Source organism: Parasutterella secunda (genome assembly GCF_016901835.1).
Taxonomy (GTDB): domain Bacteria; phylum Pseudomonadota; class Gammaproteobacteria; order Burkholderiales; family Burkholderiaceae_F; genus Aphodousia; species Aphodousia faecavium.
Genome location: NZ_JACJKX010000013.1, coordinates 1 through 12,860, shown reverse-complemented (window position 1 = coordinate 12,860; position 12,860 = coordinate 1). Strand labels below are relative to the sequence as shown.

General features: G+C 47.6%; 10 protein-coding genes and 2 tRNA genes. 7 read left to right on the top strand and 5 right to left on the bottom strand.

From position 1 onward, the window contains the following. Window positions 1-22: 22 nt before the first annotated feature. Window positions 23-1,300, bottom strand: a complete 1,278-nt coding sequence (locus H5985_RS07160) for a pyridoxal phosphate-dependent aminotransferase (RefSeq protein WP_205050629.1) — start codon at window positions 1,298-1,300, stop codon at window positions 23-25. 104 nt (window positions 1,301-1,404) lie between these two features. Between H5985_RS07160 and H5985_RS07155 the strand changes: the two genes are divergently transcribed. After that, a complete protein-coding gene (locus H5985_RS07155; protein ID WP_205050628.1) occupies window positions 1,405-2,385 on the top strand; it encodes a LysR family transcriptional regulator in 981 nt (326 codons plus the stop codon). Between the two features lie 20 nt (window positions 2,386-2,405). Here the strand turns inward: H5985_RS07155 and H5985_RS07150 are convergent. From H5985_RS07150 to H5985_RS07140, 3 genes are all read right to left on the bottom strand, one after another. Continuing rightward, window positions 2,406-2,481, bottom strand: a tRNA-Glu gene (locus H5985_RS07150). 12 nt (window positions 2,482-2,493) lie between these two features. Continuing rightward, window positions 2,494-2,569, bottom strand: a tRNA-Ala gene (locus H5985_RS07145). 104 nt (window positions 2,570-2,673) lie between these two features. Further along, entirely contained in the window at window positions 2,674-3,615 is a 942-nt protein-coding gene (locus H5985_RS07140) for a LysR family transcriptional regulator (RefSeq protein WP_205050627.1), read from the bottom strand. A gap of 102 nt (window positions 3,616-3,717) precedes the next feature. Here H5985_RS07140 and H5985_RS07135 point away from each other — a divergent pair, with 102 nt between their 5' ends. The 3 genes from H5985_RS07135 (at window position 3,718) to H5985_RS07125 (ending at window position 6,638) form a co-directional block, all read left to right on the top strand. After that, window positions 3,718-4,587, top strand: a complete 870-nt coding sequence (locus H5985_RS07135) for an alpha/beta hydrolase (RefSeq protein WP_205050626.1) — start codon at window positions 3,718-3,720, stop codon at window positions 4,585-4,587. A 31-nt stretch (window positions 4,588-4,618) separates the two neighbouring features. Further along, window positions 4,619-5,455 (top strand): SGNH/GDSL hydrolase family protein, encoded by an 837-nt coding sequence (locus H5985_RS07130; RefSeq protein WP_239481694.1) that lies wholly within the window; start codon window positions 4,619-4,621, stop codon window positions 5,453-5,455. A 178-nt stretch (window positions 5,456-5,633) separates the two neighbouring features. Next, window positions 5,634-6,638, top strand: a complete 1,005-nt coding sequence (locus tag H5985_RS07125) for an aldo/keto reductase (protein WP_205050625.1) — start codon at window positions 5,634-5,636, stop codon at window positions 6,636-6,638. A 51-nt stretch (window positions 6,639-6,689) separates the two neighbouring features. On the opposite strand, the gene H5985_RS07120 is transcribed toward H5985_RS07125, so the two are convergent. Next, window positions 6,690-8,099, bottom strand: a complete 1,410-nt coding sequence (locus H5985_RS07120; RefSeq protein ID WP_205050624.1) for a dihydroorotase — start codon at window positions 8,097-8,099, stop codon at window positions 6,690-6,692. A gap of 304 nt (window positions 8,100-8,403) precedes the next feature. Here H5985_RS07120 and H5985_RS07115 point away from each other — a divergent pair, with 304 nt between their 5' ends. The 3 genes from H5985_RS07115 (at window position 8,404) to H5985_RS07105 (ending at window position 12,638) form a co-directional block, all read left to right on the top strand. Beyond that, window positions 8,404-10,050 carry a formate--tetrahydrofolate ligase gene (locus H5985_RS07115; protein ID WP_205050623.1) on the top strand — a complete coding sequence of 549 codons (1,647 nt, stop codon included), beginning with the start codon at window positions 8,404-8,406 and terminating at the stop codon, window positions 10,048-10,050. A gap of 117 nt (window positions 10,051-10,167) precedes the next feature. After that, the gene (locus H5985_RS07110; RefSeq protein WP_205050622.1) at window positions 10,168-11,682 is read left to right on the top strand and encodes an RluA family pseudouridine synthase; all 1,515 of its coding nucleotides are present in this window, start codon (window positions 10,168-10,170) and stop codon (window positions 11,680-11,682) included. A gap of 8 nt (window positions 11,683-11,690) precedes the next feature. Continuing rightward, a complete protein-coding gene (locus tag H5985_RS07105; RefSeq protein WP_205050621.1) occupies window positions 11,691-12,638 on the top strand; it encodes an AEC family transporter in 948 nt (315 codons plus the stop codon). The last annotated feature ends 222 nt before the right edge of the window (window positions 12,639-12,860 follow it).

Genomic DNA, 12,860 nt, shown 5'->3' with positions numbered 1-12,860 from the left:
ATCAAAGCCCGTTATTGTTGTATTACTTGTATTCCTTAATTACTTGTTCGATCCGTTCAAGGGCCGTCTTAATCGTTTGACGGTTCGGACCATAAGAGAAGCGTACCCAATGACGATACGGTTCTTTTGTCGGACGGACGCGGAAAGGACGCACATCGAAGAAGTGCCCCGGAACCGTAATCACCTTCTTTTGCAGGCAGGCATAGAAGAAGTTGTCGGCATCGGAAAGCTTGCCGGGCAAGTTTTCAATACTGGCCCAAAGATAAAAAGTTCCCAAGGGCTGGTTGGCAGGTGTATGAATACCCAACTGCGCTAGGCCATCCATCATCATCTTGCGCTTAACGGCAAATTCTTTGCGTGTGGCAAGCAATTCTGCTTCTGCATGCCCCGGCGCGAGCTCTTCAATGACTGCGCGCTGAACCATGGTGGACGGGCCACCGTCAACGGCACTGGCCGCACAATTAATCATTTCAATGAGGTATTTCGGGCCGATTGCCCAACCGGCGCGCCACCCCGGGTAACGGAACCCCTTTGTCATACCGTCAAAAACAATGACCGGATCCCGGTTAATATCCTTCACATACGGTAAGGCAGAGACAGCGTTTTCTGCCGGTGTACCATCTTCGTTATACGAGAAGGTTGCATAGAATTCGTCGGCACCCAGCAAGCAATTTTCTTTTCTGGCTGCATCAATATAGCGATCCATCGCTTCGTCTTTGATCACCTGTCCGGTCGGGTTACAGGGATTGGAAAAGACAAAAGCATTCGGCCGCACATCGTGCATAAAGTCTTCAAAACGATCCACGGGAATCGTAAAGCCATCCCTTTCTTCAGCACGTAATTCAATCAATTCACAATTGTGACGAAGGGGATAAAGATAATCTTCGTAGGCTGTGTAATCAGGATTCTTGTAAGCAATGCGCGTACCGTCTTTAAAGATGCTGTATAAGCGTGTCAGAGCCAGTCGGCCGCCGCAGGCAAAACTGACGTTTTCTGCAGTGTATTGGCTCATGCCTTTTCGATAGGTGCGATTAACCCAATCAGCGATGGCTTCTCTGACTTCAAGAGTCCCGCCGACAGGACCATAGGCAGCATCACTGGGTTCAAGCTTGAGGTTTTCAATGCGATCGGGAGCCCCTTCAATCGTTCCCACTTCGGGCTGACCTTGCCCCACATTGCACCAATCTGGATGACCGTTATAAAAGCCAAGTTTCGAGGCTTCGTTAACTGTCCAAATCACCCCCATGTATGGAACATATCGGACCATCGAAAAATCTGTACTGCCGTACTCTTCCATCATATTTCTCCTAGAGAATTTCGTTTTAGTAATTGTAGGAAGATATACTCCAAAAGAGAATGACAGATCTTTAACCTATAATTGTCAAAAAAACAATTAATATGAAAATGAAAAAGATTGACAATCTTTTAGCTTGGAAAGTTTTACTGAGCATTGACAATTTAGGTTCACTAAAGCAGGCAGCTGAGAAACTTTGGCTTGACCCTCCGATCGCCTCTCGTATGTTGGCGTGTCTTGAAGATGAATTAGAAATTTTTCTTCTTGATCGACGCACACGTCCGGCCACTTTGACAGCACAGGCCCAAGAACTTATTCCTCATATTAAACGGCTCGTACAAGATCACGAGGCACTTTTATCTTCAGTGCAGAGTATCCGAAAGGAGCAAGATCTCAGGATGCGTCGAACACTTCGGATATCGCTGCCTGTAAATATGGATCGAACGCCTATTCTTTCTGCTCTACTCGAGTATGAGTCTATGCATCCTGAGATTCATTTCGAAATTTCTGCTGACCGAGGCCTCCAGGCCTTACTCAATAAACAAACCGATCTGTCTTTCTGCTTCTATTCATCGAATCAACCCGGATTGCATGAAACTTTTGTCGACGATTTCTATACATTTCTCTTAGTCAGTCAAAATTTTTTAAATCAGCACCAAGCGCCCGAAAAAATTGAAGAACTCATAAAAAGCCCGATTTTACTTCGTTATCCAAGCAGCCCTTACTATGCTGATTTCATAGAAAACGGCGTTGATCAATTTAAACTGAGGCAATGTGAGAAGATTAATTACGGAGATGCAACGACTTGTAAAGAGATGCTTTTAGCCGGAGCCGGCATTGCTATCGATCTTAACCTTGGCATGGTACGCGCTCAAATTAATGACGGTTCAGTTACCGCCGTGATGCCACAATGGCATCGTCCTGTTGCCAAAGCACATGTTTACTGTCGTTCGGAAAATAAAAACAGCCCTCTGTATCAGGAAGTTCTGAAGATTATTGTGAAAAATGGGAAATCCGATTTAACAAGCCCCTGGAGAAAGTTCACAGAAAAAATGAACTACATAAATCGGAAAATAAAAAAGCAATCCTAATGGATTGCCGGAAGAAATATTGGCGTCCCCACGGGGATTCGAACCCCGGTACCGACCGTGAAAGGGTCGTGTCCTAGGCCTCTAGACGATGGAGACGCGATCCAATTGTGGTGGAGGTAAGCGGATTCGAACCGCTGACCCCTTGCATGCCATGCAAGTGCTCTACCAACTGAGCTATACCCCCGTAAGAGATGACGCATTTTATAGATCATCCAAAAAAAATGCAAGCCCTGAGCTTAACTTTTTTGCATAGGATGCTCACCTCTTCGACTATTCGGTTGATATTGCTCAGATTTTGTACTGTTTTTGTCCTTTTAATCCTTCCTTAATCATTTCGCAGAGAATTTTCGAAGCACGACTTTGATAAACATGTTCATTCCAAGCAATCACCACGGTTTGTATAGGTAAAACGTCTTCCATACTGAGAAAACGACAATTGGTTCTTGCTGCATAAGGCCCTATTAAACTTTCCTGACAAATCGCTGAACATATGCCGCTTGCAACAAATTCCAGTCGGGTTCCCAACTGTCGAACATCCATATTCAGATTCGTAAATTCTCGTCCCACCGCACGACTGAGCAAAAGCGTTCGCTCGTGGTGCAAAACAGTCTGCAACAAGGGTAGGGTTGTTAATTTTTTAGAATCTGCGTCCAAAAACTTCGGGTATTGTCTTTCTTCGTTATATCGACATCCGACATCGGCGAAAAATTCCGTATCCGGCACGGCAAATAAATAACGCTCACGGTAAAGCGGATAGGCATTCAAACCTTTTTTCATCAAACCTTCAAACAGAACTCCGATTTCCGCTTTGCCTGCCAGAAGAATATCCGGTATTTCTTCCAGATGATTTTCCAAGGTTAATTCCACATGAATACCCGGATAACGCCTGACAAATTCCGATACCCCCGGCACCAACATCGCATTGGTTCTCTCGCCATTGCTTGCAATACGAATATGTCCGATTTGAAGATGGGCATAGTCCGCACAAAATCGAGACGTTTCTGTCTCAATCATTGCAATTCGTCGTCGGCTTTCCAAATAAAATTGTCCCAGCTCTGTCAGTCTCAACGGGCGATTCGTTCTATCGACAATCGTTCCCTGACATTCATTTTCCAATCGTTGCACAAACTGAGACAGATAGGGTTGCGTGACTCCTAAAGCCTCCGCTGCACCTCTGAAGCTTCCTTCATCTTCAATGGCAGTCAAAATTTCTAAAGCGCTGAATCCCATATAAATTAGTTTTTGATTATCAATCAAAAGTATTTAATTATTGTATTGTAATAATTAAGTAAATAAACTTCAAAACGGTCCCAACCTGACAGGAGCTTAATAATGCGAGTCAAAGTTTTTTTATTACCCCTCATCGCCGTTTTTGGAATGAGTACTTCGGCTGCACTATCGGCAGCTGAGATTATTGAATTGTGGCCTAATGGCGCCCCGAACAAGAGCACGATTACTGAGGCAGAGAAAACCGATGCCAACGGCAATATTTTCAATGTCACACGTGCCCGTCTGGAAGTCGAAGTGCCGGAAAAGCCCAATGGTAAAGCGATTATTCTGATGCCGGGCGGAGGTTACAGTAACCTTTCCATGGGTAGCATTGAGCAAAGCTTCGCTCCTCTTTTCCGCTCCGAGGGTTTTACGACCTTCGTTTTGAAGTATCGCCTGCCTAAAGGTAATCCGATCGTTCCTCTTTCCGATGCCAATAAAGCAGTCGAAACAGTCCGAGGACTCTTTTCAAAATACAAGCTGCACACGGTGGGTGTAATGGGAGCGAGTGCCGGCGGACATCTTGCAGCCATGTCAAGCGTATCGTGTAAAGACAAGTCCTGCCCGGATTTCTCAATTTTGATTTATCCCAATATTTCGATGATGCAGGAAGAAACTCAACCGAAGAGCTCTTGCAGAAACAATCTGATCGGTCCTGACCGCTCGGTCCAATATGACACAACGTATTCAGCCTACAAACACGTTGGCTTGACTACGCCTCCGGCCTTTATTGCAGTTTCCGCTCAAGACCAATTTGCCGGAAGCCTAGGCTCTATGCTGTACACGCGAGCCATGGTTGAAAACAACAGGCCTGTGTCTCTACACGTATACCCCTCTGGCAATCACGGTTGGAGAGCTGAAAAAACCGAAGCATTCCCTGATGGTGATCATTTCACCGAAGACTTGAAAATGTGGCTTCGTACTGTGAAATAGCCACTGACTTCTGTTTGCGAAAGGAAAATTCATGATGAGAAAATTCACCGTTTTAACCAGCGCCCTACTGGCTCTTGGCTTTGCCTCTGCGACTTATGCTGCAGAAAATTATTCAATAGAACCTCTGGTGAAGGGGCTGAAAAGCAAACCGGATCGAGTTCTCTTGGTCGGCAACTCCTTCATGTACTACAACTGCGGCGTCGGTGGCTACATCAGCGGAATTGCCAAGGATAAAAAGACCAAGCTCACCACGGCTATGGCAACGATCGGGGGAGCCGGTCTGGATTGGCACGATGTCAAGAGTTATCTTCGCCCCAATGGTCTATTGAGTTATTCCACGCTCAATGACGGTAGCAATAAGCTGATTTTCAACAATTATCCGGGAGGAAAAGTATTCGATGCCGTTGTTCTTCAGGACAACAGTCAGGGCCCGATTCACCCGGAATTGAAAAAGTTCTTTGAAAAATATGCTGCTATTCACAGTAAGGACATCCGTGCAACAGGTGCCGAGCCCGTGTTTCTGATGACATGGGCTTATGCTGATCGTCCGGAAATGACCAAGCAGCTGGCCGATGCCACAATTAAAGTAGCCAACGATAACAAAGCAATGGTCATCCCTGTTGGACTTGCTTTTGCGAATGCTCTTAAGGATCGTCCTGATCTGAAAATGACAGTTGCGGATAACCGTCACCCGACAGCGGCAGGCTCCTATCTGGAAGGAGCTGTGATCTATGCTGCGCTCACCCATTCTTCTCCGGAAGGTGCAAACTTCTTAGGAGGCTGTGAAAAACCGTTGGCACAAAAAGATGCTCAATTCCTACAAAGCATTGCTTGGAAAACCGTCAAAGATTTTTATGGATGGAAGTAGGACAATCTAAAAGTACTAAGAGAAAAATAACTTTCTTATCCGGCAGCCTCAGAGCTGCCATTTTTTCTCTATTAAAAAAACGTAGAGGATCAGTCAAATTTTTGAAAAATTTCTAACCCTTTTTTCTGTCCTTTGGCGATAAGATGACTTGTGTCAATCCTTATCCAAGAGAGTAGAAATGCTATACACAAAATTAGGTCAAACCGATATCTCGGTTTCGAAAATCTGCCTCGGTTGCATGAGTTTCGGTGTACGCGGATTAATGCACGATTGGACACTTGATGAAACAGAAAGCGAAAAAATTATTCGGCATGCACTCGATTCAGGTATTAATTTTTTCGATACGGCAAACGGGTATTCGGCAGGGACTAGCGAAGAATTTTTAGGCCGTATTCTGAAACGTAACGTACAGCGCGACAAAGTGATCATTGCCTCTAAGGTGTATTTCAATCCCGGAAGATTGTCGCGAGAAGCCATTCTTCGAGAAATCGACGGCAGTCTCAAGCGTCTCGGAACCGATTATTTAGATCTCTACATCATTCATCGTTTTGATTACAACACGCCTATCGAAGAGACCATGCAAACACTGCATGAGTTGGTACAAGCCGGGAAAGTTCGCGCACTCGGCGCCTCAGCTATGTACGGTTATCAGTTCCACAATATGCAGATTGCTGCGAGAGACCATGGGTGGACTCCATTTTCTGCCATGGAAAACCACTACAACCTTCTGTATCGAGAAGACGAACGGGAACTCATTCCTATTTGCAAACAAATGGGGGTTACGCTCATGCCATACAGCCCGTTAGCCGGCGGTCATCTGGCACGTTCAACCTGGGAAAGCTCAACGCTTCGCGGCCAAACCGATCGTGTTGTACATGGCAAATACGATCGTATGCAGGAAGCCGATATCAAAATCGTTGAAAGAGTCTGTCAGTTGGCTGAGCAAAAAGGCTGCAAAGCATCCCAGATTGCTCTCGCCTGGCTATGGGCCAAAGGTGTAGCGTCGCCTATTATCGGCGCGACAAAAACTCAATACATCGATGATGCTGTCAGAGCTATGGACATTAAGCTCGGTGAAGAGGAAATGAATTATTTAGAACAATGCTACGTCCCTCACCCGGTTGTCGGCGCTATTAACGCTAATCCTCCCGAAGGGGTCATGTTGTTGGACGAAAAGAAATAGTTCCGATGAGGACGCACTTCAGTGCGCCCTCAATCTTAACAGTAGATGACTTTAGGCAACGAAACGATCGGCAACGGGTTTACCGGGATCAACCACAAGCGTATTGATTCCCAAGCCTTTTACGAATTCTTCACCATATTTCGTGCAAATTACCGTACCGTTTGAGCCGTAGACTTTTCCGTTTTTGAAAATCGTCTTACCCTTAACAAACGTAGCAACCGGTTTTTGCGTATCCAGATCGTAAATCGTAATGTCCGCATCGGCGCCGACTGACAGGTGTCCCTTCGTATCCAAACGCAACATACGAGCCGGATTCAAAGAAGTTTTCGCCGCAAATTCAGACAAAGTGAGGATGCCCAATTTCACAAGCGACAGTCCCTGCTCCAGAATCACATTACGCGGGATGCAGCCCCCGTCGGTAGAGATTGCATCGACCACAAAACTGCCGTCCGGGCGTTTGGCCTCTGCCAACCACACACGAGGAAGCGGCGGATTCACGTTAAAGGAGCCGCCCACATCGGTGTTGTGTTCTTTCCAAAGTTTCAGACCCGCTTCTCCGGTTACCAGATCGGAATAGCCGCCCGCGTCATACACGGCCCAAACTTTATTGGCCTTAAATGCTGCCTCAACACCGTCTCGGTCATCGGTAAAACCGAATCGCTTCAGACAGTTTCCGGTCACCTTCGATTGAATCTTGCCGTTTTCAAAGCAAGTCAGACGCGTACCGTTTCTGGGTGAAATGTAGCTTTCGCAATGGATGTGATCGTTCGCCAAAAGTAACTCAATGGCTTCTTTCGTTTCCTCCAATTCAGGACGAATGGCACCGCGGCAGTAGGCATTAATGTGAGCCAAATGCAGGAAATTACCTTGGCTCAATTCCACTGCTTCACGCATCCCTTCAATATTGGATCCGTGTTCACTGGTACCGGCATGCCAAGCAATATAGGCGCCATGTTCAAGGGCCGTCTTAATAAGTAAAGAAGAGACCGCGGGTTTGAGCGGATAGTGTCCGCCCAAAAGCTTCACACCCAAAGCACCTTCCTTCATAGACTGATCAATTAATGCATCCATTTCTTCTTTGGACGGTTCATTGGTCTTGAAGGTAAAGGGAGGAGAAGCAAATTGCAAGATGGCGCAGTTAATGCCGGAGCCGTAAGTCGGAATGTTCTTCAGAACATTATCAAGGGGGCCTGCCATATCCAGACAGGTCGTCACGCCTGCCATCGCCAACATCTTAAAACCGAAGGGCGAACCCCACATTTCCCCCAAATGCACGTGGCTGTCCACAATTCCCGGCTGCAACACCTTACCGGTGTAGTCTTCAACCACACGGGCACAACCTCCCGGCAAATCCACTCCGACCTCAGCGATTTGACCGTTTTCAATCGCTACATCACGAACGGCTTCAATTCGATTGAGCGGATCCACAACCGTGGCGCCTTTGATTAACAGATCCCACATAAAACTCTCCTTTTCAGTCATAGGGGAAGGCAGAAACTTCTGCCGTACTTTTTAAGTGTAACCCGATCGAAATAAACACTATCTGGAAAAAATCAACTGATCAGCAAAAATCGTTTAATCTAAAGAAAAAATATTCTTTTGTTTTTCCGCCGAATACGTTTTTTCAGGCATACTTTTCCCATGGTTTAAAAGCAGGCCGGCAACTTCAGAAACTTTTGTCGGATGCTTGTCTGTCGGCAGTGATTGTTGTTCAATGCCGAAGGTTAGGTTTTTGTTTTTGTTTTTTATTTTTGGAGTTTTTTCTATGAAGTCTGATATCGAGATCGCCCAAGAGGCAAAATTGATCCGTATTGACGATTTAGCCCATAGTGCCGGTCTGTCTGATGATGAATTTGAACCCTATGGACGTGACAAAGCCAAGGTTGCTTTGCACAAGGATCGTAAACCCCATGGAAAACTGATTCTGGTCACCGCTACCTCCGGCATGCCGGCCGGCTCCGGCAAAACGACCACTTCCATCGCGCTCACGCAAGGTCTTAAGCGCTTAGGCGAAAAGGCTGTGGTCGCGCTTCGCGAACCGTCTCTGGGACCGTGCTTCGGCATGAAGGGCGGTGCCGCCGGCGGCGGTTACTCTCAAGTGCTCCCGATGGAATCCATCAACCTGCACTTCACCGGTGACTTCCACGCCATCACAGCCGCCAACAACTTGTTGGCCGCCATGATCGACAACGCCCGCCATCAAGGCCAAGTCAATTTGAAGACCGTCATTTGGCGCCGCGTGCTCGACGTCAATGACCGCATGCTTCGCAACATTGTCACCGGTCTCGGCGGCCCGGCAAACGGCATTCCGACGGAAACCGGTTTTGACATCACGGTAGCCAGTGAATTGATGGCAGTGCTCTGCTTGGCAACCGACCTTGACGATCTGCGCGCCCGCATCGATCGTTTGGTGGTCGGCATCAAGCGCGACGGCTCCGCTTTCACCTGCAAAGAATTGGGCGCTACGGGCGCTCTCATGGCGCTGCTTCTTGAAGCCATGAAGCCCAACCTCGTGCAAACGCTCGAAGGCAATCTTGCCTTTGTTCACGGCGGCCCCTTTGCCAACATCGCTCACGGCTGCAACTCTGTCGTTGCCACGAAGGCTGCCATGACCTTGGGTGATTGGGCCATCACGGAGGCCGGCTTCGGCAGTGATTTGGGCGCAGAAAAATTCATCAACATCAAGTGCCGCGCCGCCGGCCTCACGCCTTCGGCCGTTGTGCTTGTCACTTCCACCAAGGCGCTCAAGTGGCATGGTCTTGTGCCGCTGCCCGATATCGGCAAACCCAATGTTGAAGCTTTGAAGAAGGGCTTGTGCAACCTCGATGCGCATATCGACAACCTCAAGCACTTCGGTCCTGAAATCGTGGTGAGCTTAAACCACTTCGCCACGGACACGGATGAAGAAATTGAAATCATCCGTCAGCGCTGCGCCGAAAAGGGCGTGCGCTTTGCGGTCTGCGACGGCTTTATCAAGGGCGGCGAAGGCGCCATTGAATTGGCACGCGCAGTGATGGAAGCCGCGGCCGGCGAACCCAAGCCTCTGAACTTCTCTTATGAGACCGATGACGACGTGGTCACGAAGATTGAAAAGCTTGCCACCAATGTCTATGGCGCCAAGGATATTGAATTGTCCGCTGCCGCCAAAAAAGACCTCAAGCAAATTCAGGAATTGGGCTTTGATCGCTTACCGGTGTGTGTCGCTAAAACACCTTACTCGCTCTCTCATGAGCCCACTTGGTTAGGAGCTCCCAAGGGCTTTACCCTTCCGGTGCAACGCCTGATTTTGAATGCAGGTGCCGGTTTTGTGGTGGCTACGACCGGAGCTATCATGCGCATGCCGGGTCTGCCCAAGCAGCCTGCCGCTTTGCATATTGATGTAGTCAACGGCAAAATCGTAGGCCTTTCATAATCGAGTTCGGTTATGTTTCTCGGCCTCATCAAATAATGATGAGGCCGATTTTTCCTATGCCTCTTTCGACATTTGTATTTGCTAGACTTTCGGAATAGAAAATTTTTCAGTTAAGACATGTTTAAAGAACTGGAGCACGCTGAGTGCACGGACGATTCCGGCGTGCTCACCTATCCTTATCACTACAGAGCACACCCGCTTGTTATTCAGGCGGCCAACTTCGTGCGTCAACACTTAAATGAACACGCTTGCGGCCAAGCGGGACGCCTGGTGGCCGTTTTGGTCGGTCGAATGCCTGATGGTGTCCTTGGGTTTATCGCTGCTTGTGATCAATTTGACTGTACGGATTCCTATTTTGAAAAAACCTTCTGGCAACAGTTACCGAGCGAGGAATTAAAACCGCTTAATACCGACCGAATTGAAAAAGCTTTTGAAGAAAAAATTGCTGCTCAGGAAAAATATCTCAATTTCAAAGAAGCTGCACATGCACGTAAAGAACACCGACAACGTCAAAGAGCAAGCGGCGTCTTTAACCCTGAAGCCCTGATCGCATCCAGTCAATTTGATTCCGGTGAACTTGACCGATTAAAACTGAAATACATCCTGGCCCTTCAGGCTGAAGAGGCGGCGCGATCCGACTTTCAGCATCGCACTCACATTGCGGTTGAAAATGAATGGAAAAGACGCCTCGGAAGCATTCAACTTCAAAATAAACTCGGTCGAAAAGCAACTTTATTAGACGTTCTGTCAGGCTATCTCAATCAAGAGGATCTGCTTAAAGCGATTTTACGATCAGCGTTACCGGCATTATTGAATGTTGCCTATGCCGAAAAGGTTGCGCCTGTGGCAATGGGGCAGTCTTGGTGGGGCCCGGTGGCAAGCTATGACGCTCGGGGAGAAGGAACATTTTTCGGTTTTGCTCGTGAACGACATGAAAAATTGCTCAACTTCCTGCTCGAGGGCGAAAAATTAGAGAAAAATCAGTTATCGCTTCAAACCTTCAAAGACTGGAAACCTGAAATTGTTTACGAAGATGACGATCTCGTCGCCTTTAATAAACCGGCAGGAATGCTCTCGGTTCCCGGTAAACTTCCGGTTAATGATCTCTATTCCGTGGCGATGACGCTTTATCCTGAAGCAACAGGCCCCATGCTCTTACACAGACTGGATATGGCTACTTCCGGCGTTTTACTTTTCGCTAAAAATAAATCAACGCACCGTGCTTTACAGATGGCATTTGCTCACGGTTCAGTGCGTAAACGCTATATCGCTTTATTGGAAAGAGCGCCTGCGCAGACAAGCGGAGAAATTGATCTTCCCCTTTGTCTTAATCCTTATGAACGACCTCGCCAAATGGTCGAGTACACCTATGGGAAGCCTGCTCAGACAGTCTATAAAGTGCTCAATGTCAATGAAAACGGACAAGCACGCGTGGCTTTTTACCCCAAAACAGACCGAACACACCAGCTGCGATTACATGCTGCTCACGCCGAAGGGCTGGCTGCCCCGATCATAGGAGATGATCTTTATGGGCATGCGGCCGACAGGCTGTACCTTCATGCCGAAGCCATTCGGTTTATTCATCCGACGACACGAGAGCTTCTGACAATAGAGGTTCCCTGCCCATTTTAGATACGATCATGTTTGATCTTTTTATCTACCACCTTCAAGTTTGTTCACCGCTTTTTCTATTGGTTATTGTCGGTTGGGCTCTGATTAAGGGAAAGCTATTTGATCAAACTATTGTCCGGGCACTCTCAGGTTTCACCTTTCGGTTTCTGATGCCGGCTTTGCTTTTTTCGCTCATGAGCAGGCTCTCCGAAATGCCTCCTGTGGATTGGCGAGTACTCATCGCCTTTTTCGGCTCTTGCATTATCGTTTACCTATTGGGACGTGCAGCGGGTCGATTTTTCGGACTGGACAATACCGGCAAAACTATTTTCGGCATGGCGGCTATTTTCGGCAACAACGTGCAGCTTGGGGTACCGATTTTGCAGATCAGCCTGGGCAACGAGGCTATGCCGACGATCAGTCTGTTAATCATTTTCAGTGTGCTGCTTTTATGGACCACAGCGATTGCCAGCGTGGAACTGGGTAAAGAGAGCGATCATAAAGACTTCAGAAAAATTGCACGATCCATGCTGCAAGTTTTCAAAAATCCGGTTGTTCTCGGCATCTTAACGGGAAGTGCCTGGGGCATGACCGGATGGGAGCTGCCGGGTTTTCTCGCGGGCACCCTAAATTACGTCACCTCAGCCACTACTCCGATTGCCTTAATCGTAGTCGGTATGGGTCTTGCCAGGCATAGCTTCTCCGCCGCACTTCCTAAGGGTTTCACCATTTCAACTTTAAAGATCGTCATCCACCCGATTTTGGTTTACATCATTGCCCGATTGATCGGCCTGGATGAAATCACCACAAACGCCTGCGTTCTGACAGCTGCTCTTCCGGTTGCCATCAATGTTTATCTGATGGCAACGGAATTTCGTAGCGAAGAAGGAGCTGCGAGCAATGCAATTTTTGTCTCAACCATACTCTCGGCGGTTTTGATCCCGATCACATTGACTTTGCTAGGCGTTCGCCTTTAGCACACGGCCTTGGCAAGCCGGAGCTTTGCTTCATGCACAGGAAGTCTTCTCTCGCAGAATAATCACGGAGGAAGCCCTCTGTTTTAACAGAGGGAGGAATCCGTGCAACGACGTGAGTCGTTGAAGTAAAATGAGCTTCCATGCCCGGTCCGACGTTTATTATTGAACTTCCTATTCGAGTCAGTGACTCTGAGTCTCAAACGATACTCAGAAAGCTTGAAT

What these genes read in the sequence shown, in the direction of transcription:
- H5985_RS07160 (WP_205050629.1), bottom strand. Translation starts at nt 1,300, where the DNA reads ATGATGGAAGAGTACGGCAGTACAGATTTTTCGATGGTCCGATATGTT.
- H5985_RS07155 (WP_205050628.1), top strand. Translation starts at nt 1,405, where the DNA reads ATGAAAAAGATTGACAATCTTTTAGCTTGGAAAGTTTTACTGAGCATT.
- H5985_RS07140 (WP_205050627.1), bottom strand. Translation starts at nt 3,615, where the DNA reads ATGGGATTCAGCGCTTTAGAAATTTTGACTGCCATTGAAGATGAAGGA.
- H5985_RS07135 (WP_205050626.1), top strand. Translation starts at nt 3,718, where the DNA reads ATGCGAGTCAAAGTTTTTTTATTACCCCTCATCGCCGTTTTTGGAATG.
- H5985_RS07130 (WP_239481694.1), top strand. Translation starts at nt 4,619, where the DNA reads ATGATGAGAAAATTCACCGTTTTAACCAGCGCCCTACTGGCTCTTGGC.
- H5985_RS07125 (WP_205050625.1), top strand. Translation starts at nt 5,634, where the DNA reads ATGCTATACACAAAATTAGGTCAAACCGATATCTCGGTTTCGAAAATC.
- H5985_RS07120 (WP_205050624.1), bottom strand. Translation starts at nt 8,099, where the DNA reads ATGTGGGATCTGTTAATCAAAGGCGCCACGGTTGTGGATCCGCTCAAT.
- H5985_RS07115 (WP_205050623.1), top strand. Translation starts at nt 8,404, where the DNA reads ATGAAGTCTGATATCGAGATCGCCCAAGAGGCAAAATTGATCCGTATT.
- H5985_RS07110 (WP_205050622.1), top strand. Translation starts at nt 10,168, where the DNA reads ATGTTTAAAGAACTGGAGCACGCTGAGTGCACGGACGATTCCGGCGTG.
- H5985_RS07105 (WP_205050621.1), top strand. Translation starts at nt 11,691, where the DNA reads ATGTTTGATCTTTTTATCTACCACCTTCAAGTTTGTTCACCGCTTTTT.